General features: G+C 40.6%; 28 protein-coding genes. 5 read left to right on the forward strand and 23 right to left on the reverse strand.

What is annotated here, in order from left to right; all coding sequences use genetic code 11:
* Positions 1 to 75: 75 nt before the first annotated feature.
* A complete protein-coding gene (locus tag ACE1B6_RS28840; protein ID WP_413260752.1) occupies positions 76 to 558 on the forward strand; it encodes a hypothetical protein in 483 nt (160 codons plus the stop codon).
* A gap of 157 nt (positions 559 to 715) precedes the next feature.
* Entirely contained in the window at positions 716 to 1,300 is a 585-nt protein-coding gene (locus ACE1B6_RS28845; protein WP_413260753.1) for a DUF2808 domain-containing protein, read from the forward strand.
* A gap of 82 nt (positions 1,301 to 1,382) precedes the next feature.
* Here the strand turns inward: ACE1B6_RS28845 and ACE1B6_RS28850 are convergent, their stop codons facing one another.
* Complete coding sequence (locus tag ACE1B6_RS28850; RefSeq protein WP_413260754.1) at positions 1,383 to 2,858, reverse strand: dihydroorotase; 1,476 nt, start codon at positions 2,856 to 2,858, stop codon at positions 1,383 to 1,385.
* A gap of 211 nt (positions 2,859 to 3,069) precedes the next feature.
* Between ACE1B6_RS28850 and ACE1B6_RS28855 the strand changes: the two genes are divergently transcribed.
* Complete coding sequence (locus ACE1B6_RS28855) at positions 3,070 to 3,864, forward strand: aspartyl/asparaginyl beta-hydroxylase domain-containing protein (protein WP_413260755.1); 795 nt, start codon at positions 3,070 to 3,072, stop codon at positions 3,862 to 3,864.
* A gap of 206 nt (positions 3,865 to 4,070) precedes the next feature.
* On the opposite strand, the gene ACE1B6_RS28860 is transcribed toward ACE1B6_RS28855, so the two are convergent.
* From ACE1B6_RS28860 to modA, 4 genes are all read right to left on the reverse strand, one after another.
* The gene (locus tag ACE1B6_RS28860) at positions 4,071 to 4,664 is read right to left on the reverse strand and encodes a CBS domain-containing protein (RefSeq protein WP_413260756.1); all 594 of its coding nucleotides are present in this window, start codon (positions 4,662 to 4,664) and stop codon (positions 4,071 to 4,073) included.
* Between the two features lie 849 nt (positions 4,665 to 5,513).
* Positions 5,514 to 7,337 (reverse strand): molybdate ABC transporter permease subunit, encoded by a 1,824-nt coding sequence (gene modB / locus ACE1B6_RS28865; protein WP_413260757.1) that lies wholly within the window; start codon positions 7,335 to 7,337, stop codon positions 5,514 to 5,516.
* A gap of 18 nt (positions 7,338 to 7,355) precedes the next feature.
* Complete coding sequence (locus tag ACE1B6_RS28870; RefSeq protein WP_413260758.1) at positions 7,356 to 7,967, reverse strand: cysteine dioxygenase family protein; 612 nt, start codon at positions 7,965 to 7,967, stop codon at positions 7,356 to 7,358.
* A gap of 13 nt (positions 7,968 to 7,980) precedes the next feature.
* The gene (gene modA, locus ACE1B6_RS28875) at positions 7,981 to 8,778 is read right to left on the reverse strand and encodes a molybdate ABC transporter substrate-binding protein (protein ID WP_459563124.1); all 798 of its coding nucleotides are present in this window, start codon (positions 8,776 to 8,778) and stop codon (positions 7,981 to 7,983) included.
* Between the two features lie 117 nt (positions 8,779 to 8,895).
* Between modA and ACE1B6_RS28880 the strand changes: the two genes are divergently transcribed.
* Both ACE1B6_RS28880 and ACE1B6_RS28885 read left to right on the forward strand, forming a co-directional pair.
* On the forward strand, positions 8,896 to 9,318 hold the full coding sequence (locus tag ACE1B6_RS28880; RefSeq protein WP_413260760.1) for a TOBE domain-containing protein: 423 nt from the start codon (positions 8,896 to 8,898) through the stop codon (positions 9,316 to 9,318).
* A gap of 92 nt (positions 9,319 to 9,410) precedes the next feature.
* Positions 9,411 to 9,620: a TOBE domain-containing protein gene (locus ACE1B6_RS28885; RefSeq protein WP_413260761.1), complete on the forward strand. Its 210-nt coding sequence runs from the start codon at positions 9,411 to 9,413 to the stop codon at positions 9,618 to 9,620.
* Positions 9,621 to 9,950: 330 nt separating this feature from the next.
* Here the strand turns inward: ACE1B6_RS28885 and ACE1B6_RS28890 are convergent, their stop codons facing one another.
* The 18 genes from ACE1B6_RS28890 to nifB all read right to left on the reverse strand — a co-directional run bounded on the left by ACE1B6_RS28890 (position 9,951) and on the right by nifB (position 25,617).
* On the reverse strand, positions 9,951 to 10,295 hold the full coding sequence (locus ACE1B6_RS28890) for a hypothetical protein (protein ID WP_413260762.1): 345 nt from the start codon (positions 10,293 to 10,295) through the stop codon (positions 9,951 to 9,953).
* Positions 10,296 to 10,600: 305 nt separating this feature from the next.
* On the reverse strand, positions 10,601 to 10,909 hold the full coding sequence (locus ACE1B6_RS28895; protein ID WP_413260763.1) for a 2Fe-2S iron-sulfur cluster-binding protein: 309 nt from the start codon (positions 10,907 to 10,909) through the stop codon (positions 10,601 to 10,603).
* Between the two features lie 164 nt (positions 10,910 to 11,073).
* Positions 11,074 to 11,448: a HesB/IscA family protein gene (locus ACE1B6_RS28900; protein ID WP_413260764.1), complete on the reverse strand. Its 375-nt coding sequence runs from the start codon at positions 11,446 to 11,448 to the stop codon at positions 11,074 to 11,076.
* A 64-nt stretch (positions 11,449 to 11,512) separates the two neighbouring features.
* Positions 11,513 to 12,259 carry a HesA/MoeB/ThiF family protein gene (locus ACE1B6_RS28905; RefSeq protein ID WP_413260765.1) on the reverse strand — a complete coding sequence of 249 codons (747 nt, stop codon included), beginning with the start codon at positions 12,257 to 12,259 and terminating at the stop codon, positions 11,513 to 11,515.
* A gap of 11 nt (positions 12,260 to 12,270) precedes the next feature.
* Positions 12,271 to 12,588, reverse strand: coding sequence for a nitrogenase-stabilizing/protective protein NifW (nifW, locus tag ACE1B6_RS28910; RefSeq protein WP_413260766.1), 318 nt, complete (start codon positions 12,586 to 12,588; stop codon positions 12,271 to 12,273).
* 2 nt (positions 12,589 to 12,590) lie between these two features.
* Positions 12,591 to 12,818 (reverse strand): CCE_0567 family metalloprotein, encoded by a 228-nt coding sequence (locus ACE1B6_RS28915; protein WP_413260767.1) that lies wholly within the window; start codon positions 12,816 to 12,818, stop codon positions 12,591 to 12,593.
* A gap of 17 nt (positions 12,819 to 12,835) precedes the next feature.
* Positions 12,836 to 13,318, reverse strand: coding sequence for a NifX-associated nitrogen fixation protein (locus ACE1B6_RS28920; protein ID WP_413260768.1), 483 nt, complete (start codon positions 13,316 to 13,318; stop codon positions 12,836 to 12,838).
* A gap of 53 nt (positions 13,319 to 13,371) precedes the next feature.
* Positions 13,372 to 13,773 carry a nitrogen fixation protein NifX gene (gene nifX, locus ACE1B6_RS28925; RefSeq protein ID WP_413260769.1) on the reverse strand — a complete coding sequence of 134 codons (402 nt, stop codon included), beginning with the start codon at positions 13,771 to 13,773 and terminating at the stop codon, positions 13,372 to 13,374.
* 46 nt (positions 13,774 to 13,819) lie between these two features.
* Positions 13,820 to 15,127: a nitrogenase iron-molybdenum cofactor biosynthesis protein NifN gene (gene nifN, locus ACE1B6_RS28930; protein ID WP_413260770.1), complete on the reverse strand. Its 1,308-nt coding sequence runs from the start codon at positions 15,125 to 15,127 to the stop codon at positions 13,820 to 13,822.
* A gap of 112 nt (positions 15,128 to 15,239) precedes the next feature.
* On the reverse strand, positions 15,240 to 16,607 hold the full coding sequence (nifE, locus tag ACE1B6_RS28935; RefSeq protein WP_413260771.1) for a nitrogenase iron-molybdenum cofactor biosynthesis protein NifE: 1,368 nt from the start codon (positions 16,605 to 16,607) through the stop codon (positions 15,240 to 15,242).
* Between the two features lie 108 nt (positions 16,608 to 16,715).
* Entirely contained in the window at positions 16,716 to 17,027 is a 312-nt protein-coding gene (locus ACE1B6_RS28940) for a Mo-dependent nitrogenase C-terminal domain-containing protein (RefSeq protein WP_413260772.1), read from the reverse strand.
* A 122-nt stretch (positions 17,028 to 17,149) separates the two neighbouring features.
* On the reverse strand, positions 17,150 to 18,688 hold the full coding sequence (gene nifK / locus ACE1B6_RS28945) for a nitrogenase molybdenum-iron protein subunit beta (protein ID WP_413260773.1): 1,539 nt from the start codon (positions 18,686 to 18,688) through the stop codon (positions 17,150 to 17,152).
* Between the two features lie 184 nt (positions 18,689 to 18,872).
* Positions 18,873 to 20,342, reverse strand: coding sequence for a nitrogenase molybdenum-iron protein alpha chain (gene nifD / locus ACE1B6_RS28950; RefSeq protein ID WP_413260774.1), 1,470 nt, complete (start codon positions 20,340 to 20,342; stop codon positions 18,873 to 18,875).
* A gap of 121 nt (positions 20,343 to 20,463) precedes the next feature.
* Positions 20,464 to 21,354: a nitrogenase iron protein gene (gene nifH, locus ACE1B6_RS28955; RefSeq protein WP_413260775.1), complete on the reverse strand. Its 891-nt coding sequence runs from the start codon at positions 21,352 to 21,354 to the stop codon at positions 20,464 to 20,466.
* A gap of 143 nt (positions 21,355 to 21,497) precedes the next feature.
* Positions 21,498 to 22,382, reverse strand: coding sequence for a Fe-S cluster assembly protein NifU (gene nifU / locus ACE1B6_RS28960; protein WP_413260776.1), 885 nt, complete (start codon positions 22,380 to 22,382; stop codon positions 21,498 to 21,500).
* 124 nt (positions 22,383 to 22,506) lie between these two features.
* Positions 22,507 to 23,712, reverse strand: coding sequence for a cysteine desulfurase NifS (nifS, locus tag ACE1B6_RS28965; protein WP_459563119.1), 1,206 nt, complete (start codon positions 23,710 to 23,712; stop codon positions 22,507 to 22,509).
* Positions 23,713 to 23,735: 23 nt separating this feature from the next.
* Positions 23,736 to 24,083, reverse strand: coding sequence for a 4Fe-4S dicluster domain-containing protein (locus tag ACE1B6_RS28970; protein ID WP_413260777.1), 348 nt, complete (start codon positions 24,081 to 24,083; stop codon positions 23,736 to 23,738).
* A gap of 67 nt (positions 24,084 to 24,150) precedes the next feature.
* On the reverse strand, positions 24,151 to 25,617 hold the full coding sequence (nifB, locus tag ACE1B6_RS28975; protein ID WP_413260778.1) for a nitrogenase cofactor biosynthesis protein NifB: 1,467 nt from the start codon (positions 25,615 to 25,617) through the stop codon (positions 24,151 to 24,153).
* Positions 25,618 to 25,991: the final 374 nt, after the last annotated feature.

Here is a 25,991-nt window from a genome sequence, read left to right on the forward strand (position 1 = left end):
GAGGGGAAATGGTGCGTTAGCGATAGCGTAACGCACCCTACAAATAAAATTAGCTGTGTTATTAGGTATGAGATTATGCAAGTTACAGATAGAAGTTTTTCTTGGTATGATGTTCCCGCTGATGTGAAAGATTTGTTGGTATTGGCGGCGAAAAATTGGCATAATACTGGGGAGTCGGAAAAGTATATTAATGAGGCTTTGGCAAAAACTGATAATCCAGAGGTTTTAGTTACTGCTTATCGTTATTTTGTTTATAAATATAAGTATCCGCAAGCTTTACGAGTGGCGGAAAAGGTAATGAATATTATTAAAGATGCGGAAAGTTTTCCTGATGATTGGGAAGAGTTGAAGCCTATTTTGTTAAGTCGATCGCAAGACCCCCAAATTAGATTATTTCTTAATGCTTATGCTGCTTCGGGTTTTGTGTTGGCGAAAATGGGGGAACTGGAAAAGGCGAAGGTAGCAACGGCACGAGTTAAGGAAGTCGATCTTAAAAATGAGTTTGGTGCAGCAATTATTTTTGATATCTTGACTCGTCCGCCTGAAGAGGAAGATTAGGAACTTGATTACATATTTAATAGTTGTGTGCGATCGCTTTAGTTTTCTGTTTGCCTAATATGCTGCGGTCGATCGTTCAAAAATCGATCGAAATTGTTGTCTAAAATACATAACTATATGGTAATATAATTATATAAGAAGAGTTGGAGCCAAATAAATGTCTAAAGCATTTACCAAATTTATCATATCGCCACGGAATGCTTACTTTCTAAGTGCAGGAACTTTGTTATTAGGGCTATTTTTACCTACTCCTTTATTGACTTCGCCTACTGTTGCCTCTCCTCTGTACAAACAGGAGACTAGTTCTAGCAGTTCTTGTCGCTTAGTTCGCGCTGCCACTAGCTGCTACCAGATAAATGTTCCTGCAACTTATCACTTTACAATTCAAGTACCTAAGAATGGAAGACCTTTGCAAGCTGTGTCGATCGCGCAAAAAGACAATGCAGAAACTATTAGATTCGATCTGAGCAAAAACCGGGCGTTTATTGGTGGCAGTTTTGCTGGTGGGCCAGAACTTCCTTTAGCTAGTATTGGAGGATCGGAAGTTGCAGATCCTAGTGTAATTACTGTGGTGTTCGATCGACCTGTTGCACCGGGAGAAAAAGTAACAGTTGCATTGCAAGCTGAACAGAATCCGCAATTAGTGGGAGATTATTTATTTGAAGTGACTGCTTTTCCAGTAGGAAGCGATCGCGCTGGTATTGATTTAGGTGTTACTAATTTACACTTTGATTCGGAGTAACAATTCCCATCAAAAAATGAGTTATTGCAGGTGCTTGCGCTTTGGCGCTAGATAAGGGTGCCAAAGCGCAACAACGTACTTTTTATTCTAACGATCGCTTTAAATAAACTCCTTGGGGAGAGCCGATTATTTGAGTGCGATCGAAAATTAAATTACCGCGCAAAAATGTATTTTTCACTTTTCCTGTTAACTCCATTCCTTCAAAAGGAGTGTAGCCTTGTTGGGAAAAAGATTCCGCAGCGCGAACAACAAAAGTTTCATTAGGATCGACTAATACTAAATCAGCATCATAGCCAATAGCGATGTCTCCTTTTTGCGCTAAACCATATCTTTGGGCGGGATTCCAACATAGTAACTTAGCCATTTGATTGTAAGACATTCCCCGTTTGCTGCCTTCACTAATTACGCCAGAAAGTAAATATTCTGTACCTCCAAAACCAGATTTAGCTAACCATATATTATTCGGATCTTGCAAACTTGCCTTTTGTTCCGCCGAACAACAAGCGTGATCGCTGACAATCCAATCTATCTGATTTTCTAATACTGCATTCCATAAAAATTCCACATCTTCACGGGGACGAATCGGCGGATTAACTTTCGCCCATTTACCTGTCGGTGCATTTACATCTAATAATAAATGACCGATCGTAACTTCTCGTTTAAAGTTAATATGAGGAAAAGTTTTTTGCATCATTAATGCTGCTTCTACAGCTTTGCGGGAACTAAGATGCAGTAAATTAATGTTGACACAATTAGTTTCGTAAGCCAAATAAGATGCAATACAAATTGCTAATCCTTCGGAGTGGGGAGGACGGGCGGCGCTGTAAGCATTAAGTCCGGTGAGAGTAGTATCTTGCTGAACAATTTTAGTATAAGCATTGAGAATTTCCGCGATTTCACAATGCAAACTGAGGCTAATTATGTTTTGTTTATCGGGGTAGCGTTCTCGGAGTTGGGACAATCCCCGCATGATAAATTCAAAGTGTGCTAAGTCGTAGCGATCGTCCTTATTAATCATTAAAAACAAATTTTGCTGATCCGACAATCCATGCAAACCATATCCGCCATAAAACATAAAAATTTTAAAAGAAGCAACTCCATGTTCCTCAAATAACCACTGCATTTCCTCAATATGCTGGGGACTGATTGGCGCGATATGATAACCGTAATCAACAAAAAAATTGCCCTTTGACAAAGCTAATACTTCAGGAAAAAATTCCTTGTAAGAACCACCTTTATTCAGATAATATTTACCCGTGCGAATATAGTTCAGAGTGGTTGTTACTCCGCCCATTGCTGCTGCTTTGCTTTCGGTAATCGCATCTTGTTCAAGAGGTTGATAAATCCCCACATGGGTATGAGCATCAACAACACCGGGAAATCCCAGCAAATTTTGCGCGTCAAACACTTCTTTACCCTGCTCCGGGCTAATTTGTGGCGAAATCTGACTAAATTTACCGTCCTTAATTCCCAAATCCAAACATTCCACCGATGATTCATTGGGACGAACTACGCGGACATTTTTGATAATTCTATCCAGCAATAGATTTTCAGACATAGCGCCTCTGGTTAAAGTGAGTTAAACTATTCATTTAAAATAAAACTTCTAACATCAAAATTATATAGCAATCCCAAATCAATTGTGGTATCAAATCCGGGCTAATTCTTTTTTGAACCACGCACACGCTACGCGAACGTGGTTCAAAAATATTTCTGGCAAATCATTTAAACTTAACTATAACGCTCACTCAAACTCAGGAGAAAAGAAAATGACAACGTTTACCGAATATAACTTAGACCCCAAACAGTTTACTTTTTTGAATCATTTACAAGAAAACTGGCAAGTAATTAGAGATGAATTTACCAACTTTAAGAATCAAGCTTCTGAAGAAGAATTGCAGTTTAGTCTTGATGTAATGGGGCCAAAAAATAAAACGATTAAAACTAAAGGTAACTCCAAATATAGTGCTTTTGGGGTGTTATTTCAAGGGATATTTATTGAGGAATATATTCGAGTTCATCAAATCAAATATCCCCAATATGACTTACAAGATGTACCGGAAAAAGCATGGAAATTAAGAGAAAGATATTTTCCTCGGTTGAGTAGTGCGATCGGCAAAACCAACGAACTCACTGATAATATTTTAAGAAACGTTTATTTTGGCACATTTCATCCAGGGTTAGATGTGAAACTTCATGTTAACTATAACCCACATACGAATCGCGGTTATTTAGGATTAATTGTACCTCAAGGAGATGTGGCAATGAAAATATGCCACGATCGGCTTTATTGGCATGAAGGCGAATTTTTAGTTTTAGATCATAGCTATCCTCATTGTCCGCATAATTACACCGACTATGACAGAACTGTTTTGGTTGTAGATTTCTTTAAAACTGATAAACCCAGAGCCGAAGTAAATAAATTTGAACAGGAATTAGTCAAAGAAAGAATGCAAGAAAATCCTTATAGTTTAGGGGTGTTTGGGAAAAACGATAAAGTTCCAGCAGAAGACTTTGTTAAATACGGTTTAAGTCATCAGTTAGAATGGGAAAAAGCTTTGTAGGATTACAACTAAAAAACCTATCAAAACAAGAAATTTGATAGGCAGAAAATTAAGGATTGAGTAATTTTGACAAAACCTAATGAAGAAAAACAAAAGGAAAAAGGTGGTACTTCTTCCTTTTGCCTATTTCCAATTCCCTCAATTTCTCAGGTCAGAGTGTGAAGGTGAGCCAGCTTTTTTAATTTGAGAAACTGAGGAAATACTTTTTAATTCATGACTGCTACCTGTGGTTCTTGGAACAATTCTCTGGCGCTTTTTTCTGGTTTGGGTGCGCCATAGAATAACATTTCAGCTTCAATTTCATCTACCAAATCCCAAGCTTTTACAGCTTGTTCTGATTGAGCGCCCAAGCTGGCATTTGTTGCACGAGCGTTGGAGATTGCTTTTTGCAGTTCTTGTTCTAAATGTTCTAATTTTGGTTGTTCAATGAAATCGCCTTTATTCAGGATATCGGTGACAGAAATTATGCCCATTAATTCACCTTGAATTACTGGCGCACGCCATACACCAGTATTAGCAAATAACCGAGATACATATTCAATTCCCAAGTCAGGATTAACTACAATACAAGGCTTGCTCATTATTTCCGAAACACGCACTTGTTTGGGATCTTTTCCGTAGGCGACAACTTTGGCAATTACATCTGTTTCGGTGACTATACCATAAGCATCTTCTTCACTTCGAGTTTCGACAATTAACGCCCTTACTTCTTTCAGTCTCATTAACTTAACTGCTTGCGCTACTGTTGCAGAACCGCGGATAGTTGCTACATCTTGGGTCATAATATCTTTAGCTTTCATGATTCACCGCTCCATAAATTATGATTACACCAGCAAAAGAAATTTTCGTCACTTGCTGCAATTGTTACGAAATTGTCAACTCCCCTGAAAAGATTTCGATATGATAGTAATAGGAACTTTACTTTTTGTGCAGCCCCTTCAGGGAACCTGGGTTCACCCAAGTAACTGATGTTTAGGGCTGTTTTTTTTGGGGAAGAATTACTTTTTTTGCGATCGCATTTGAGGGAAAATCTATTTTTACCTCTGCAATTGGGAACTAGCCCGGAGTTCGTAATTTCTTCCTCAATTCTTTACTCTTCAGGGCTTGGGTTTGGATTTTTGCGGAAAACCTAACCCATTAATATATTACCAGCAATTTAACTGTACTACGCACCTTTATAGTTTAGAGATTTCAATGTTAAGAAACAAAAACAATTGCTAGAAAAAAAGTTTTTAATGAACTTTTTTAGAAAAATTTTATATTTCAAAACTACTCAAAAATACTAGTACCCCCACTAAGAAAAATTGTTAGAATTAGCTTGTTTATTGACAAGTAGAAAAATCCCGATCGCACCAATTTAACTAACTACAGAATGTTTTAATAATTGATTAATTAGGTTATCGTCAATGATTCCTATTAAAAAAGCCTCAATAGTTCCCAAGCATTGATAAACTTTATTAAACTTTCCCAAAACCTTACTACCACTAAATTGTAGAAAATCAAACTTAAAATTTCAAAGAGTAGCAAGGATAACAGAAAAATATTACAGCAATTCTCCCGATTGTCAAATTATACACTTTATGTATCAATTTCGTAGTAAATGCTTCAGCAGGACAAACGGAAAAATAAAATTAATAGTTTCACCTCCCTTACTCTGACATCAAAATTAGTCTAAGCGGATGCAAATGAACTTGCCAAGGAAAGGAGCGATCTTTCAAACTTGCCCATTTTTCTTTAAAAACCTCCGCTTGTAAGTGGTAATCTTCCGGGCTGTGGGGAGGAGAATTTAGTTTGAGGAAAAGAGTCATTCGGTGTTGAGTTTCGCTAGTGTGGGCTAACCAACAGGGAAAGGTATTTTCGGATTTTTCTGAGTTAGGATCTTTGGGGAAACTGATTTGGTGAGCGCGAATTCCCACATAAGCCAAAGATTCGGGAATGGGTTCGATTAGTTTTAAATTGCAACCCCAATCAATTGCTTCTATTTCTTGGGAATTTTGAGCGACGGCGCGAGAGAAGTTTTTGCATCCGGTAATTTGGGCGGCGCGGAAGTTTCCGGGATGTTCAAAAATGTTTTGTTTGGTATCAGATGCGATCGCCTTTCCTCGATCGAGCACCAACAAATTTTCGCAAACTCGATAAGCCTCCTCTAAATTATGGGAAACCATTAAAGTAACGCCGGGATATTCGATTAAAACTAAGCGCAATTGTTCTTCTAATTGAGCCCGTAAATAAGTATCAAGGGCGGAAAAAGGTTCATCTAATAATAATACTTCGGGATTACTGGCTAAAGCTCTGGCTAAAGCAACTCTTTGTTGTTCGCCTCCAGAAAGTTGCCGGGGATAGCGATCGCCAAATCCCGTCAATCTCACTTTCGCCAATTGCGCGTTTACTAGTTCTTTAATTCTCGTTTTTGGTGTATCTTTGGGTAAACCGAAAGCGATATTTTGGGCGACGGTTAAATGAGGGAATAAAGCGTAATTTTGGAACAGGAAACCGATTTGGCGATCGCGACTAGGTACATTAATTTTTTTCCGCGCATCAAACAACACTTTCCCATGCAAAACAATTCGTCCTCTGTCGGGTGTTTCCATTCCCGCAATACAGCGCAGAATCATACTTTTCCCCGCACCAGATCCGCCTAACAAACCCAAAGGGCGATCGCTACTACTAAAACTTACATCTAAAGTAAAATCAGCTAATCTTTTTTGAATATCGACAAATAAACCGGAATTTTCAGTTTTATTAGTTGGGAATTGGTAATTGGTAATTGGTGTTAGTTCTAGGCGTTGATTAATTTTAGTAACTGTTGATTTTCCTTGTCTTTTTTGTTGCCAAAAGTTGACACTAGTAATTGCCGAGAAAGAAATAGCGATAATTGTTAAAGCCCAAATCCAAGCTTCTTGATTTGCTCCAGCTTCTACAGAAAAATAGATCGCGATCGGCAAAGTTTGCGTTTGCCCAGGAATATTTCCCGCTAACATTAAAGTAGCGCCAAACTCACCCAAAGCCCGACAAAAAGCCAAAGTCGCCCCCGCCAAAATTCCCGGTAAAGCCAAAGGTAAACTTACCCGCCAAAATATACTAAATTCTGAAGCCCCCAAAGTTCTAGCTACCCTTGGTAAATTCCCATCAATTTGTTCAAAAGCACCCAAAGCAGTCTTATACATTAACGGAAAAGCCACAACCGTAGAAGCAATTACTACAGCGTGCCAAGTAAACACAATACTAATATTTAAATACTGTAAAATTTGACCAACCGGGCTATTTTTCCCCAACAACATTAACAGTAAAAACCCCACAACCGTTGGTGGTAAAACCAAAGGAGCCACAAAAATTCCTTCAATTACTGCTTTTCCTTTCCCCCGATAGCCTAACATCCAATAAGCCGCAAAAATTCCCAAAAAGAAAGTTACTACTGTAGCTACAGAAGCAGTTTTTAAAGAAATCCACAAAGGGGATAAATCGTTAGGCATCGGTTTAGTTATACTATTTCAAAACTTCTTCGCTGTGGCAGTTGTCAAATCATATTCAAAGCGATTAGCACTATTAGTTTCACCATAAATATTAAAGGTAATTGTCGGCTCATCACCAATAGCTTCGACGCTGTGAATCGCATTCGGTGTAAAACTAATAATGTCACCTGGTTCTAAAATTTTTTCTCCTACCATTTCAACTTTATGGGGAAAATCTGGATGATTGCCTTTCCGCCAAAAGGTATTTTTCTCTCGACCTTTTAAAATCGCTACTACTCCCCAAGTTCCATGATTATGAATGTTAGAAACCGTTCCCGGAGCGAAGGTAACTGTTTGTACTGTTAAGGGAAAACCGATTTCATCGTACAAAATTAATACAGAAACACCTGTTTTGGGAGAAGCTTCTAAAAATTGAGTTTGCACCCAGTAAGAATTGAGGACTAACTGACGTACTAAGCGCCGAATTTTTGGTAAAAAACTGCTTTCCTCTGAAGCTTGATTTAATACATCTTCGATTTCTGTAAGAAAACGATAAAAGCGATATTCTTCCCGTAATAATTCCCACTCTCTAACAGGTTGACAAGCTTGGCAGATGCCACCGTCAGTTAGTAGCCAATCCCTAGCATTCACTCAATTCTCACTCCTACTTCGCCATCCCAAATCCGTACTTTTTAAAGATACTGCTGGCATTAGCACTCCGCAAAAACTGAGCATATTCCTTAGCAGCTGCTACATTTTTACTATTTTTGAGCACTGCCATTGGATAAACTATTGGAGAATGCAGATTTGCTGCCGCAGTATCTACTACTTTTACTTGATTTGATATCTTGGCATCTGTAGCATAAACAACACCCGCGTCAGCATTTCCGCTTTCTACCGCTGCCAAAACGTTGCGAACGCTGTTAGCGTAAGTAAACTTTGGTTTTAGTTGCTCTAAAATTCCCAAATTTCTAAACACTTCATCAGCGTATTGTCCGGCTGGCACGCTGCGAGGTTCGCCAACCGCAATCCGTTTCACGTTGGGAGATGTTAAACCGCGAAAGTTGGTGACTTTGTTAGAGTTTTTCGGCACAATTAAGACTATGCTATTAGTCAGCAAGTTGCGTCTGGTTTCTGGTAGAATCAAATTCTTTTTTTGCAACTCATCCATCTGCTTTTGCGCCGCAGAAATGAACACATCCGCAGGCGCACCATTTTCGATTTGTCGCTGCAAAGTGCCGGAAGCAGCAAAGTTGTGATTAACTGTGATGTTTGATTTTGCTTTCTGATAAGATTGCTTAACTTCTTGTAAGGAATCTTTCAAACTCGCTGCGGCTGAAACTAGTATTGTGGAGTTAGACTGGGCGGTGAGTGGTTTTTGGTTCAGCACCCCAATTCCAACCGCTACAATTAAGGCAGCAAGTATCCAACCAATAAAGGCAATAATTCGTCTTTTTGTCATTTTATTAGCAACAGAAACTTGTTTGGCTGCGACAGCCAAAGAACAATTGCTCCAGGCTTATTGGTATGATCGAGCCAATGGATAAAATTACTATACCAACAAAGTTGGGGAATGTCTATGCCTAGAAAAGAACAAGGTTGGATTACTTTTCAATCTTCGGAAGAGGAACGCAATCTATTAGAGCAGTATTGCCAGGAATCGCAACGCTCTAAAACTGAAGTATTGCGGGAGTTAGTTCGCGGTTTAACCCAACAATGGCAAAAAATTTCGCAAAATTCTCCTAGTGTATCTGAGGTAAAATCACCCGTTCCTTCTAACTATCAAGTGTTGGGAATTAGCGCCCGGAACAACATTCGCGGTAAGGTGAAACAGGTGTTAATTGGTGATATTACCGCAGAAGTAATTGTGGAGATTGCCCCTAATGTAGAAATTGTATCTGTAATTACTAAATCTTCAGTAGAAAGGTTTGCGATCGCCCCCGGAAAAGAAGTCTGCGTCGTAATTAAATCCTCAGATGTCATGATTGCCGTAGAACATTAAATGTTATGGATTCTTAACTTTATTGGCGAAATAACTAGTGCAATAATCTGCTACGATAACTGAGCAAGAAATTTACCCTTGTAGGTTTAAAAATGAAAATTAGCGCACGCAACACACTGAAAGGAACAGTTAAAAAAGTTAGTCCGGGTGCAATTAATACAGAAATTGTTGTAGAAATTGCTCCTGGCGTAGAAGTCACATCTGTAATCACCAAAGCTTCAGCTGAAAATCTCGGAGTTTCCGAAGGCAAAGAAGCTTATGTTGTGATTAAATCTTCAGATGTAATGGTAGCTGTAGATTAGAATATCAACGGCTGAGCGTAGTTTTTTCCCTAGCTGACAACTATCTCAGCCAATTTTTTTTCGCTCATTTTTTGCTGATTTGTTGCTCATTATTCTTACCTTAATACCTCAGACAATTTTTTTATCTAGTGCTATAGAAGTAGCTTCAACTTGACCGAGCAGTAAATTTGACAATAAAAAAACCCCTTACTTCTATCTCAAAATACTTAACTAAATAGTAATATTTTGATGGAAAGATGGTCAGGGGCTAGAAAAAATGTGATTGATTATGACAATTATAGAGTAACATATAGTTGATTAAATTAATTCAGCAAAAGCCAGTGTTTAGAATTATTTAAAATGTGCAGCTATCCAATATAGTTCCATCCATAAATGGGGATGATCTTCCTTCAATCGAGATAAAGGATCGTGCAATAACTTTGTAGCATTAAGGCAAGTTACATCGATTAAGCCCATGTTTTCGGCAATATCTTTGAGTAAGTTTTTCTCAGATTGTAATTCAATAATTACATTATCTGGACAATATATAGTGATATAGTAAAATCGTTTACGGAGCCTTTTAACGGAAAATTCAGCTACTTTTACATAGCAGCTTTGGAGTAATTTTCCTACTTTGGGGTTAATTCGATCGACTACCTTAGCAAACTCATGAGCTAAGTATTCTTCACTAATCATTGGATTTGGGCTAACACCGACAAGAGTAGCGTAAAGATTTTTAGTGTGCCTGGGTTGAAGGAAGTAAAATTTCTCGGAAAAGTACAGTAGACTGATCGGGTACAATTGGGGAACTTGTCAAATTAAAACTAATTAGTAAATAAAATAGTATTTCCAAACTAGCTAACAAATACCACCGAAAATGTTTCCTCATTTTCTTCCTTCACCCATGTCAAACTGACAGTTAAAAGGTTTTAGATTTGAGAAGTCGTAGAATTTGGGTTAGAAACTACGACTTCTTGATAGAAACAGTCGCAAAACGCACCTTAAACTAGGTAGGCTTCTTGATGAGTGACGATCGTACAGTCCGATCGAGGATAAGTAACACAAAGCAGCGCAAATCCTTTAGCCATTTGATCGTCATCCAAGAAATTTTGATCGGATTGATCTATTTCTCCTTCTGTAACTTTACCAACGCAGCTAGAACAAGAACCTGCTCTACAAGAAGAAGGTAACTCTATATCTTGTTCCTCAGCCGCATCTAAAATATAAGTATCTTCATCGACTTCAATTGTTTGGTCTGAGATGATATTTTTGCCTTTTTTTTGAATCAAACGTACTTTGTAGGTAGTCATTTTCGGAACCTCGGACAATTCTGCAATTTCAGTAATCTGGTTATCGCCACAAACTCTTGTTTTTCATTTGTAGGGGCGAAGCATTCCGGTAGATATATTTGACGATAACCAACAAATTACTGTCGGAATGCTTCGCCCCTACTTTATGACCGTGAACAGTATATTTAACTGCAAGGAACACCTGCGGGGCTGCAATCTCCAACTTTGAAAGACTTACCGCAGCCACAAGATTCTGTTGCGTTAGGATTGAGAAATTTAAAACCAGACTCAGTTAAACCATCGACAAAATCAATAACAATTCCTTCTAATAAAGGCGCACTTTCTTTGTCAATGTAAAACAATACACTATCTTCTTCAATTACCAAATCATCAGGAGCAGATTCGCTGGTAATATTCATTTTGTACTCATAACCGCTGCAACCGCCATCACCTACTGCTAATCTTACAGCTTTCCTTGCAGCTGTTGGGTCTTCTGCATTAGAAGCTCTTAAGAAAGTGCGAAGCCGAAATGCTGCTTTTTCAGTCAAATTAACGGTCATAAAATCTCCTCCAGATCAGAAATAGGTGAACGGTAATTGATTCAAGATAAAAATCTAGTTACTACTAACCTTTATTGCCACAAACAGGACAATTAGGGTCATGATAGGGGCGACGTTTAGCAAAATTTAGCGTTCCCAAATCCATAGTCAAAAGCTCAGATAATAGAGGCTTTTCAAACCCAGTAATTACCTTAATTGCTTCCAACGCTGTCAGACAAGCTAGCGTTCCCGAAACTGCTCCTAAAACACCAAAACTGCGCCGATCCCAATTAGGTTTTTCGGGGAAAATACAAGATAAACAAGGAGTTTCCCCAGGAATAATTGTAGTTAGATAAGCCTCCATTCCATTCATCGCCGCCTCTACCATTGGCTTCCGCCAACGCACACAAGCAGCATTCAACAAATCGCGTTCTTCAAAGTTATGAGCACAGTCAAGGGCGACATCTGCTTGTAATACTAAAGAGTCCACATTTGACGGGGTAACATACTCAGGAATTGCCTCAATTTCTACGTCAGGATTGATCGCAGAAAGAGTTTCCTTTGCTTTAAAAACTCTCGGTTTTCCTACCCAATCATCCGTCATTAAAATTTGACGGTTCATGTCATCTTGGCGCAAATCACCGCCCCTAACTAGCACCAGTCTACCAACTCCAGCCACCGCCAAATATAGCGCCGCCGTACCGCCTAATCCCCCTACACCTGTGACTAATACGGTCGCTTGGCGGAGTTTTCTTTGTCCGACTTCCCCAAAATTAGGAAGCATCATTTGGCGATGGTATCTTTCAATTTCAGTGGGTGTAAGGTTCAACACTTTAATTCTCCTTACTTAGCTTCTAAATCTGAGAGTAGAACTACATTTTTTGGCTTCTCTTTGAACACTTTGAAGAGCTTTTGTTCAACTCCAGAGGAAGTGATAAATAAGTTATAAGCATCGATCAAGGCATCCTTATATTTGGCTAATTTTTCTTCGTCACTATCATTAGGAAAATTAGCATCAATTTCTGCCATTAGCTGAGAGAACTTTTTCAAAATGTGCAAGCGATTGACATTTACCAATTGCTGCTCGTAAGGGAGTTCAAAGAACTGAAAATATTGTTCAGCATCAGTGAGTTTGCGAAATTCAGCTAAACTTTGTGTCATTTTTATTGCTCCCGTGCTTTTAGTTCTTTTTTCAGTTCGTCTAACTCGCGATAAAGCTCGTAAGTTTTGGAAGCTACTTCCATGATTTGCTCGAAGTCTGTTGGTAAACCTTCTGCTAAATCATGAAGTTCCATTTTTAGTTGTCCACCTTTGCTATTGAGGCGTTTAATTTTGGTTTTTAATTCCTCAATTGTCAGTTGGCTAGAAGCGGGAATATCTGCTTGCACCATTGGTTTTTCTCCATTGACTAAAGCTGGGCAATTTCTCCATGTTTGGCAGCTAATTCTATGGCAGAATTGACAATTTTATCACCTTCAGCCGCCAATTTTTCAAAAGATTCAAAGCCAAAACGTTGAGCATCACGGAGAGTTTTTGATACCAACAAGAGGCGACCGGAGAAAATTAATGCCCAGCCAAAACCTTCATGACTCAAGTCAATGACAACTTGCGAGAGTAAGCCTGTTTCTTGTTCTATTCTAGAGGCGATCGCACGATAAAAAGTAGCAATCCTTGACTTAGTAATTGGATCGACTTCTCCTTCTACCGAAATCTTCTTCTTTTGCTCTTTGGTAACAACCAAAGGTTTGATAATTAATTCATCCGACCAATTGCGATAACTCCCATAAGCGTCATGGGCGCGAACTTGGCGTACCAATTCTTTGAGAAACGGCGTACTATTAATCAATTCTTGTATATCAGTACTTTGGGGAGTAGTTTCAGTGGTCGTCATTGTACTTTACTTTCCTTTTGATAAATGCCTAACTTTTTTCTGTTTGGGTGTATTTATTCCGCTTCTAACTCAGCGAAATTTCTTTCCTTTTGTTGCAGTGCTTTTCTTAACCAAGGTGGCGGACTTCCTTTTAAGGTTTCTACTAACCTTTGCAGGATCTCAACAATTTCTTCTTCCTCAGTTTTTGACTTAATTGGAGTGACATTTTTCCGAATTAATCTCGCAGCTGCACTCCCGCCAATTGCGGAAACATAAACAATTGTACAATCAGCTAAAGCTTCTAGTTTGGGAACTAGTTTATCTTCCGATCCATCTTCTTTGAGATCGCCTTCAAACTCTAGGGTATCTACTAATTTATAACCTTCAGTTGACACCTCATAAACTGTCATTTGCTTTGCCCAACCAAAGTGAGCGTTAATATGAATTTTATCATTTGTGGCAAAGGCAATTTTCATAATTGTACTCCTCTCTTTCAAAAATTACCAGAAGAATAGAAATATTTTAATGATGGTGTTTGCTTTCTTCTTCTTCCAACAAAATGTTGCCAATGCGGAATAAAACCTCTGTAGTGCCGCGATAACCAACTGAAGAAAAGTAACCGTTACCTAAGCGATCGTACACCGGAAAACCTTGTCTGTAAAGAGGTATCCCCAACTTTTGGCTAACTCTAGAACCTTGAGAATTAGTAATCAATAAATCTGACCCAAAAGCTAAATTTTCCAGGTCATCTAAATCCCCAATTATCACAGATTCCACGGGAATTTTGGCTAATAAAGGTGACTGAGTAGTAGTAACAGCAGCTTGAATTTCCGCCCCCATTTCCTGTAAAAAACAGCTAAGGGAATATAACAAATCTGGTTCCAATGCTAAAGATACTTTCTTTCGTCCAAAAAAGAAGTGAGTATCTAACATAGCATCTTGTAATTGACGACGTTGGCGGCGATATTTTTCCGGTACAGGTTGCCCACTTAATTGAGATAATTTTACCAGAAAATCATCGACAACTTTTAAACCCATCAAGCGAGGAAAAACTTGATATTCAGTGCCGAATCTTTGCTGTAAAATCTCCGCCGCACCTCGCATACTCTCACCAAAAGCTAACGTGAAAGCCGAAGCACCAACACTTTTTAAATCAGCAACACTTGTACCCCCAGTGGTAACAGCACTAAAGTCACCTTCTGATAAGTGTCCATCTAGAGATTGAGAAAGATCGGGGATGGCGATCGCCTTTAACCCAAAAGCAGTTACAATCTCCTTAATCTCCTGCACATCCCCAGGCGTAAACGCCGAACTCACCAAAATTGTTACTCGATCTTTTTGCCTTTCACCCTGTTCTGGAATCTGACCAACAATCCCTTCGACAGCAGCAGCAAAACCATCTTGTAACCCCCCTTTAAAATCAGGAGTAGAAACCAAAACTAAAGGTAAATTCTTGATACTTTCCCGGCGTTCTCTAATATCTTTGAGAATGCCTTCCATATCATCCCCTCTAGTTTCCGTTAATCCCGTCGTACAAAGTCCAATAATTTCCGGTTTCGCCTTTTCTAATAAAGTTAAAATTGCCGTTTCAACGTTATCTTCTCCCCCTAAAATCGTCGTTACTTCCGTCATCGCCGTAGTGCTTAAAGGAATCGCTTCTCGGAAGTGCCGCACTAACATTACTTTGGCAAAAGCTGTGCAACCTTGGGAACCATGAAGTAACGGCATCATTCCCTTTAAACCTAAGAAAGCTAACGTTGCACCTAGCGGTTGAGATTGCTTCAAAGGATTAATAGCAACAGATTTTTTTGGGTTAAGTACAGTAGCCATTTCTTTCGGTAATTAGTAGTTGGTAATAGGTAGTCGGTAATAGGTGGTTTATGATAGCAATTGGTAGAGCGAAAGGGAAATTCCCCAGTCCCCAATTACCAGTCCCCAGTCCCTAATCCCAAGGTGCTCTTTGACGTACTTGTTCCCAAATAGGACTGTGAAGTGCTTCGTCTAATTCCCTTGCCATTTCCACCATTCCTTCATAACCTGCGTAGGGATGATGGCGTTCTTGGTTAATATCAAGAAAAGGAATTTTTGCCTTTAAAGCTGTGTATTGATTTCGTCCTCCGGCAATTAACATATCTGCCTTAGTTTTATCAATTACTCTCAGCAATTCGGAGGCATTTCCCTTTTCTAGCATGATGCCATCTTTGCCCAACAATTCTTTAATTCTCGCCTTATCTTCTTCAGTACTTTTTTTCGTACTAGTAGCCACTACTTCCATACCTAAATCTTTAGCAGCAGAAATAATTGACCAACTTTTTACACCACCTGTGTAAAGTACCACTCGTTTACCTTGTAACCGGGCGCGATAAGGCGCAAGGGCTTGATTAAGCTTTTCTGTCTCTTCAGAAATTAACTTTTCGGTGCGTTCTTGTAAATCTGCATCGCCAATTTTAGCGGCAATATTTCGCAAGCAGCGATTGATATCCTCAACGCCATAGAAAGATTCTTCAATGTAAGGAATCCCATACTTTTCTTCCATCTTTCTCGCCATGTTGATCAATGCTTTTGAGCAGATCATGACATTTAATTTGGCGCGATGGGCAGTGCAGATATCTCGATAACGACCATCACCTGTAATTTTAGCGAGAACCCGAATGCCTAACTTTTCAAATAGGGGAGTAACATTCCACATTTCGCCAGCAATGTTGTATTCCCCAATTAAATTAATGTCGAATGGTGTAGTATATTCTGGTTCCGCAGTTCCGACAACATATTCTAATAATGTCTCGCCACCGATGCGATTACCCAAGTTTTTGCTACCAACAAAACCAGGAGAATTAACCGGAACTACCGGAATTCCAGTTTTTTGAGCAGCAGCTTCGCAAACTGCATCCAAATCATCACCAATCAACGCAGTAACGCAGGTTGAATAAACAAAAACCGCCGCTGGTTGGTAACGATTTTGAACTTCTAAAATAGCTTTGTAGAGCTTTTTTTCACCACCAAAAATGATGTCATTTTCACTTAAATCAGTGGTAAAACCTGTCTTGTAAATAGTTGGGCCAGAGGAAAGACTACCGCGACTTCCCCAAGAATTTCCGGCACAAGCGATCGGTCCATGAACCAAATGCGCCACATCAGTAACAGGTACTAAAGCAATACTAGCACCATCAAATGCACAACCACCTTGAGCAGCACCAGGTTGAGCTTGTTGTTTACAAGCTTTATTCTTCTTTTCGCCGTCTTTGTGGTGATTATGTTCGCAAGCTTTTTCGTTGAGCAGTTCAGCGATTTTACCTTGAGTAATTTTCATCTTCGTTACTGGTCATTAGTTATTGGTCATTGGTATGAAAGGTAATCAGTCATCAATCATCGTTTTTGCAGAAATATTCACAAATGACGAATAACAAATGACTATTAACTAACAGATATATTTAGTAACATCTTCACCGCAATCATCAGCGAGATAACTAAGGGCACGGAGGCGTAGAGCAACAAATTCGTAATAGAGAGGATTCAATTTACAAAGTGGGGGAATATGAAAAGTCCGATCGAACAAAGTCACATCTCTTTCAAAAGGGCAGCAGCAAGGAATCAAAGTACAAAGTAAATGCGCTAATTTGCGATCGCTTACCCTTAAACTATCCACCCAACGCCGCAAAGGAAATAAAATATCAAACCCAGGGCGGCCTCTGGGAATCGGATGATCGTGATCGTGAGTAATAGTAGACATTGTTATCAAAACCAGGTATAGAGGGGTACAGGGGCAGAGGAGCAGAGGAGCAGGGGAGCAGGGGAGCAGGGAAAAGAGAATTACCCAGTCCCCAGTACCTAGTCCCCAGTCCCCAATCACCTCTACCGAATCAAGTCAAAGGAGATATCAGTCTTACCAGGAATGTCAGTTCTGTGATCCAAATCATCGAGAATGGTATTGACAATCCAGTTGAGTAGGTTCAACGCACCTTGGTAGCCGTAGATAGGATAACGGTGCATGTGGTGGCGATCGAAAATTGGATAACCAATCCGAACCAGGGGCACACCAGTATCACGCCACAAGTATTTAGCGTAGGAGTTGCCAATCAACAAATCAACTGGTTCAGTGAACAGCAAACTTCTTAAATGCCACAGGTCTTTGCCACCCCAAATAGTAGCATTTGCACCATAAGGACTAGAAGCTAACAATGCTTTGGCTTCAGCTTCAAATTTTTCATTGCTGTTACTAACAACAATGTGAACTGGTTCTGCACCAACTTCCAACAAGAAGCTAATCAAACCCATCACCAAATCAGGATCACCGTACATCGCAACGCGCTTGCCATGTAACCAAGATTGGGAATCATTCATTGCGTCAATAGCACGACCCCGTTCAATTTCCAATTCGCGAGGAATCGGTTGTCCGGTAATCTTAGAAAGCGCTTGCAAGAATTCATCAGTTCCGCGAATCCCAACTGGGCGATAAACTGCGGTTTCTTGTCCCCACTCACTATTGATGTAGTTCAGGGTTTTTTCTGTGGAGTAAGCTTGCAATGCGATCGTACCTTCAGCATTAATCGAATCTGCACCTTCTTCCAAAGTTGTCAGACCATTGTACATCACAAATTCGCCTTCATTCGGAGCATCAAAAGAATCCGAATTATCAGCCAAAACCGTGTAATTAACACCCATCAAATTGAAGATTCTCTTCAATTCCCGAATATTGCTGGTATAAGCATCAAAACCTGGAATAAAGTTCCATTTACCATTCTTGGTTTCTGTCTTCTTGTCCTTAGTCAAGCAAGTCAGAATCCCCTTCATCATATTGTCATAACCAGTGACGTGAGAACCCACAAAACTAGGAGTATGAGCAAAAGGAACAGGGAAATCTACCGGAACAGAACCCGCTTGTTTCGAGTTAGTGATAAACGCACCCAAGTCATCACCGATTACTTCTGCCATACAAGTTGTACACAGAGCAATCATTTTGGGCTTGTAAAGAGCATAAGAATTCGCCAAGCCTTCAATCATATTTTGCAAGCCACCGAACACCGCCGCATCTTCAGTCATCGAAGAAGAAACAGCAGAAAATGGCTCTTTGTAATTCCGAGTTAAGTGGCTACGGAAATAAGCAACGCAACCTTGAGAACCATGTACAAAAGGTAAAGTTCCTTCAAAACCAGCCGCCGCAAAAATCGCACCTAAAGGTTGGCAAGCTTTCGCCGGGTTAACTGTTAACGCTTCACGAGAGAAGTTCTTTTCCCGATATTCCCAAGTCTTTGTCCACTCAACTACACGGGCAATTTCTTCATCCGAATGTCTGCCTTCAAACTGTTTTTTGTTCTCGAACAGTGTTTGATATTCAGGTTGGTGGAATAGGTCAAAGTGGTCGGCAACTTTATTTAGATCGTTCTGAGCCATGATTTTTCTCCTAATTTTTTCGCTGTCTGGACTTTTTTTTGTAGTGTTCAGCCTGGGGAGTTTGGGGAGTTTTGAGTTTTGAGTTGTAGGGTGCGTCAGATGCTAAAACCCTTATACTGTCGATCAGATTTATGGTCTGACGCACCCTACTAATTGTCTTGTCCCCTTGTCCCCAAACTAGTCCTTAATCTTCGTTCTTCCAAGGAGCTTTGATTAAACTCCAAGTTGGGTTATTAATTGCCAAATCCATGTCGCGTGCAAACACTGCAAATCCGTCATAGCCGTGATATGGGCCAGAGTAATCCCAGGAGTGCATTTGCCGGAATGGTAACGCCATCTTGTGGAAGACATATTTTTCTTTAATTCCAGCAGCGATCAAATCTGGTTTCAAGTTTTCCGCTAATTGCTCAAATTCGTAACCAGAAACGTCATCGTAAATAATGGTGCCGTCTTCAACGTATTCCGCAGTACGTTTGTAGTCGTCGTTGTGACCGAATTCGTAACCTGTACCAACTACGTGCATTCCCAAATCTTCAAAGGCTGGGATAACGTGACGTGGACGCAGACCACCCACCATCATCATTACGGTTTTGCCTGCCAAACGTGAGCGATATTTTTCAATTATTGCTTCGGCTTGGGGTTGGTATCTGGCGATAACTTCTTCTGCTTTGGCTTGAATTGTTTCGTCGAATTTCGAGGCAATTTTCCGTAGGGAGTCAGCAATTTGAGTTGGGCCGAAGAAGTTGTATTCAATCCAAGGAATACCGTAAGTTTCTTCCATGTGACGGCAGATGTAGTTCATCGATCGATAGCAGTGAATTAAATTCAGTTTTGCTAACGGTGTCATCACTACTTCGTTAAATGTACCATCACCAGAGAATTGGCAAAGTACGCGCAAGCCGATTTCTTCTAACAAAATCCGAGAAGGCCAAATGTCTCCACCGATGTTATAGTCACCGATAATGTTGACATCATAAGGGCCGGGAACAAAACCTTCGGGAGTCTTGCGATATTGGTCTGCTTTGGGTAGTACCCAGTCTCTTACTGTGTCGTTAGCAATGTGGTGTCCTAGAGATTGGGAAACACCCCGGAAACCTTCGCAACGTACAGGTACTACTGGTTTTTCGATTTCTTTAGCTTTCTTCTTGGCAACTGCTTCGATGTCATCTCCAATCAAACCAATAGGACATTCAGATTCAATCGTGATCCCTTGGCTTAAGGGGAAGAGTGTTTCCATTTCATCGATCAGTTTCGCCAGTTTTTTGTCACCACCGAATACAATGTCTCTTTCTTGGAAGTCGGAGGTAAACTGCATGGTACCAAAGGTATCAACACCAGTAACACCGATGTAATAGTTACGCCGACCTGACCAGGAATAGTAACCGCAACCAACAGGGCCGTGACTTAAGTGGATCATATCCTTGACTGGGCCCCAAACCACACCTTTTGCACCTGCATAAGCGCAGCCACGAGTGGTCATTACTCCAGGAACAGACTTGATGTTGGATTTAACTCCGCAATCAGATTTTCCTTCTTCGTAAACGTTGAGGTGTTTTGCCCGTTTCTTACCACCTTTCTCTGGGTAAGCTTCAATAATTTCTTTAAGTAGTTCTTTCTTCTCTTCGTTAGTGGTGGGTGTGTTGGTTGTTGTCATGATTTAGAGCCTCGTTTCAATGTAGGGAGTAGGGAAGTAGGGAGTAGGGAAAGGGAGGAGTTTAGGGAGTAGGGAATTTCTCCTCCCTATCTCTATTCCCTATTCCCCAACAAATAACGGATTAGACGGCAGTAGCTTTTAGTTGATCTTCTTTGATCGCTTTTTCGTATTCTTGTTCACCGCCCAAGATACCGAATTCAACTAGCAATTCTTCCAGTTCGTCCATTGAGATTGGAGTTGGAATTGTCAGGTTCTTGTTGTCAATGATCTTCTTCGCTAATTGACGGTATTCTTCATTTTGTTGGCTGTCGGGTGCATATTCGTTAACAGTCATCCGACGTAGTTCTGCGTGTTGAACAATGTTGTCGCGAGGAACAAAGTGAATCATTTGGGTGTTCAGACGTTTTGCCAAGGTTTCGATTAATTCGAGTTCCCGGTCAACTTTACGGCTGTTACAAATCAAACCACCTAAACGAACGCCGCCAGAGTGTGCATATTTCAAAACGCCTCTGGCAATGTTGTTAGCTGCGTACATTGCCATCATTTCACCAGAGGTAACGATGTAGATTTCTTGTGCTTTTCCTTCGCGGATAGGCATTGCGAAACCACCGCACACAACGTCGCCTAATACGTCATAAGATACGAAATCGAGGTCTTCGTAAGCGCCATTTTCTTCTAAGAAGTTGATGGCGGTGATGATCCCACGTCCCGCGCAACCTACACCTGGTTCTGGACCACCAGACTCAACGCAACGTACATTCCGATAACCAGTTAGCAATACTTCTTCGAGTTCCAAATCTTCTACAGCGCCCCGTTCAGCAGCTAAGTGGAGAATTGTGGTTTGGGCTTTGCTGTGTAACATCAAACGGGTAGAGTCTGCTTTGGGGTCGCAACCTACGATCATGATGCGTTGGCCCATTTCTGCCATTGCGGCGATCGTATTTTGAGAAGTTGTGGATTTACCGATACCGCCTTTGCCGTAGAATGCAATTTGTCTAATATGTTCAGTCATTGCTTTGTCTCCTTCGTGTTATGCTGTGTAATTTTTGTTGCTTGAGTAGTTGAGTGTGGATTGGGCAGAAAATGTGGGTTTGGCGGCGACCGCCCCACAGGTATTCCTGGGGAATCTTGATAATTTTTCATGATTTTTCCTGACTAGACTGATTCGACAACTAAACTGGGTAATACTAATTGTTGTAATTTTTGTTCGATCGCAACTTTCAAAGTCATCGTGCTACTAGGACAAGAACCGCAAGCACCTTTGAGTACAACTTTTACTTTGTCGCCTTCTACGTCGTAGAGTTCCACATCTCCGCCGTCTGCGGCTAAGAAGGGTTTAACTTCTGTCTCCAATACTTTCTGAATCAAGGTGATTTTTTGCAGGTTGGTTAACTGAGGTAAGGTTTCTGGTTCGGGTTCAATTACCGGAACTTTAACTTTTTCTTTTTCCACTCCTTCCCAAACTGCGACAATTAAATCGTCAATATCGGCTAAACAAGTACTGCATCCACCCCCGGCTTTAATATAATTTGTGACTTGTTCTGCACTGGTGAGATTGTTTTCTTTAATCGTCCGTTTAATCTTTGATTCGGTAATCCCAAAGCAGCGACAAATCATGGCACTTTCGTCTTCTTCATGATTCGCTAAGGGGATACCTTTGTAGGAATAAATCGCTGCTTCTAATGCTTCTTGTCCCATCACGGAACAGTGCATTTTTTCTTCGGGTAATCCGCCTAAGTATTCGGCAATTTCTTTGTTTGTCAGACTAAGAGCTTGGTCTACTGTCATGCCGATAATCATTTCGGTTAAGGCAGAGGAAGAAGCGATCGCACTTGCACAACCAAACGTTTGAAACTTAGCCTCCAGAATTATATCAGTTTCTTCTTCAACTTTTAAGTGCAATCTTAAGGCATCTCCACAAGCAATGCTACCTACTTCTCCGGTGACAACTTTCATTCCTGCTTTGTCTGCTGCTTCTATCAATCCTTGGTTTTTTGGATTGTAGAACAAGTCCATTACCTTATCTGTATATTCCCACATAGCCTTGGTTATTTCTGTTATAAATGTTGCAGTTTGAGAAAAGAATCGAAAATCTTGTAAGGGCGGGTTTTGTTGTTAATTTTTCGGTTGGCTAACCAGATTATCTACTAAACCCTCCCCTACATTATTTAGGAGTTGCAGCAAGGGCTTTTTCCTGCTCTTGCAACCAGGCTTCCTGGTCGTTTTTGAAAGGTGATAACGCTCTTAAACGTTCAATAACTGGTGGCATTACTGATAAGACTTTTTCGACTTCTGCTTGTTTGGTATAACGAGAGAGAGAGAAACGAATCGAACCATGTAACACCGAATAAGGTAAACCCATTGCTCGTAAAACGTGGGAGGGTTCTAAGGAACCAGAAGTACAAGCGGAACCTGAAGAAGCACAAATTCCATGTTGATTTAAGGAAAGAAGAATTGCTTCACCTTCGATATATTTGAAGCCTATATTAGTTGTATTAGGAAGTCTGTTTTTGGGGTGTCCGTTTACTGCTGTATCGGGTATTGTATTTAGAATACCTTGTTCTAACAAATCGCGCAAGGCTTGTTCTTCGATAACATTATTTAAATGTTCTAATGCCAATTCGCTAGCTTTTCCTAATGCAATAATTCCGGGTACATTTTCTGTTCCTGCACGTCTTCCTCTTTCTTGATGTCCGCCAATTAACATGGGACGGAACCTCACACCTTTGCGGACATATAAAGCACCAATGCCTTTGGGGGCGTGCAATTTGTGACCCGAAAGTGTCAACATATCCACAGTGCTAGTTTGCATATTCAGGGGAATTTTGCCCACTGCTTGCACTGCATCAACATGAAAGATAGCGCCGTTTTCTTTGACGATTTGACCGATTTGTTCGATCGGAAACACCACACCAGTTTCATTATTCGCATACATGATTGAAACTAAAGCTGTGTTACCCGTGAGGGATGCTTCCAATTCTGCTAAATCTAATTGTCCTTGGCTATCTACAGAAAGATAAGTAACAGTATAACCTTGACTTTCAAGCTGTTTGCATTGATTTAAAACCGCCGCGTGTTCGACTTGAGTAGTAACAATGTGATTCTTGTTTGGACGGGCTGCTAAAGCGGCGCGAATAGCTGCATTATCTCCTTCTGTGCCGCAACTTGTCAAGATAATTTCTGTGGATTGAGCACCTAATAAAGCGGCAATTTGTTCTCTCGCTTGTTTAACTGCTTTACCAACTTGACCACCAAAAGTGTGCATACTAGAAGGATTGCCGTAAAACTCGCTTAAGTAGGGCAGCATTGCCTCTAAAACTGCTTCATCAACTTTCGTAGTTGCATTGTTATCCAAATAAATTACCGACATAATGCTGCTCCTACAGTCTGAGATTAACGAGATACAATGACTTTTTTAAGTTCTTGAGAATAGGTATTAAACCACTTTTGCCAATAGGGGTCTGGTTTGGTTTTACTGATGCGAGTAACTAAGTGGTTATAAGTATTAAACCAAGACTCCCAGTAATCCTCAGAAGAGGCAATAGCACTTAATCTACGAACGCAACCATTATTAGTCGGACAAACCGCTTGACATTGAGGAACACTGTAAAAACCGACGCAACCGTTACACAAGTTAGAGTCTATTTGGTAAGTTTGTCCTTTAACAGAAATTGCCTTAGTTGGACATTGAGGTAAACAGCGATCGCAAGCAATACAGTTATTCGTAATCGTGTAAGTCATTGCCCCCTCCTTAATCAATTTTGGATTTTAGATTTGAGATTGAGGAAAAACCTCAAATCTAAAATTGTTACACTGTTGCAGTTTGAGTTGAGAGCCAATTTTGATAGAATTCCAAAGCCACCTTTTCGATGATGTCGTAAGCTTCCACTGGTTGAATTCCCGCTTTTTGCAAAGTTTCTTGGGGACAATGACCAATTTTGGAAACTAAGACTGCTTTGCAATCTTCCAACATCTTCACCATGCCGTCGAGAGATTCATCTTCACCGACACCACCTTGACAATACTGGTCAACTTTGCGGTGTCCGACGAATTTCACATTTACGCCATCAACTTCGTAAACTTGGAACTCTCTAGCATGACCGAAGTGTTGATTAACTAAACCGCCACCTTTTGTTGCTACTGCAACTAAGATTTTGGGACTGTCAGCAGCTTTCTTCGCTAACGCCTTAGCAGCTTTGATGGCTTCTTGTTCTTCCCGAACTTTATCAATGGCTGCATGGACTTCCTGACGCTTCTCTAGGTCGTATTCCGGTGCCATTTCCAAGAACTTATCTTTGGTAAATTCTTGAGAACGGTCTTCGCCTAACAACCCAACTGCATCGGCGCGACATTGACGACAATGGCGCATCATTTTCATATTGCCGGAACAGCTATCTTGCAATGCCTTCAGTTCTTTTGGTGTCGGGCCTCTTTGACCTGTTAAACCGAAATGTGTACCATGTTCCGGGGCGGAGATTAGGGGCATGATATTGTGCAAGAATGCGCCCTTTTCCCGAATTACTTTGTCAACTTCAACTAAGTGTTCGTTGTTGATACCGGGAATCATTACCGAGTTGACTTTACAGAGGATGTCGGCTTCTTGTAAAGCTTGTAAGCCTTCCATCTGTCTTTCGTGAAGGATTTTCACTCCTTCGATGCCTCTGTAGCGTTTGCGTCTGTAATGTACCCAAGGGTAAATTTTGGTTCCTACTTCCGGGTCTACCATATTAATAGTTATGGTGACGTGATCGACGTTGAGTTGTTTGATGCGATCGACATAATCGGGAAGCATTAAACCATTGGTAGACAAGCACAGTTTAATATCTGGGGCTTTGTCTGCAACTAACTCAAAAGTGCGGAATGTCTTTTCGGGGTTAGCTAAAGGATCTCCCGGACCAGCAATTCCTAAAACGGTCATTTGGGGAATTTTTCCGGCGATTACCAGTGCTTTATGTGCGGCTTCTTCCGGTGTCAGGAGTTCGCTAACGACTCCAGGGCGACTTTCGTTGGCGCAATCATATTTACGGTTGCAGTAGTTGCATTGAATGTTGCAAGCTGGTGCAACTGCAACGTGCATTCTGGCGTAGTGATGATGTGCGTCTTCGCTGTAGCAAGGGTGCTTGGCGATGCGTTCTTGAATCTTTTCGTCGAGGGTTGCTTTTGTCTCAGTGGAAGAAGAACTGCAACCGCAACTGCCAGATTTTTTAGCGTTAGCTGTATCTGACTTTGTTATCGCTTCCGGTGTCGTCGTGACTAATCCTGTGGTTGAAGACATCGAATTTCCCAGTAACTTGCTGTGTTTCCGGCGTGAGTACACTTAGCTGCAAAAGAAGCGAACTTTGTTTTGTGTCTTCTGCTGAAATTTAAGTGCCTGACGTTATTGGATTTATATCAAGTGGTGTTCAGCCAGCTGAGCCTTTGTCTTGGATTCAGATTTATTGAATTTATTAGATTTGTACTCAAGCCCTCAAACCCAATGTAGATTTAGATCCAAAATTTATTTTGGGGTAAGGGTACTAGTATTTATCGGGAGAGGTGTGAGTATTTCTGGTAAGGGGTACGGGAATAACTTGTACTCAGGCGCAAACCTTTATGTAGTGAGGGTTTGCACCTGATTAACTGGCCTAATTTCGCTTGGCAACCTTGTAC

Origin of the sequence: Floridaenema fluviatile BLCC-F154, from assembly GCF_041929135.1 — a bacterium.
In the GTDB taxonomy this organism is placed as follows: domain Bacteria; phylum Cyanobacteriota; class Cyanobacteriia; order Cyanobacteriales; family Aerosakkonemataceae; genus Floridanema; species Floridanema fluviatile.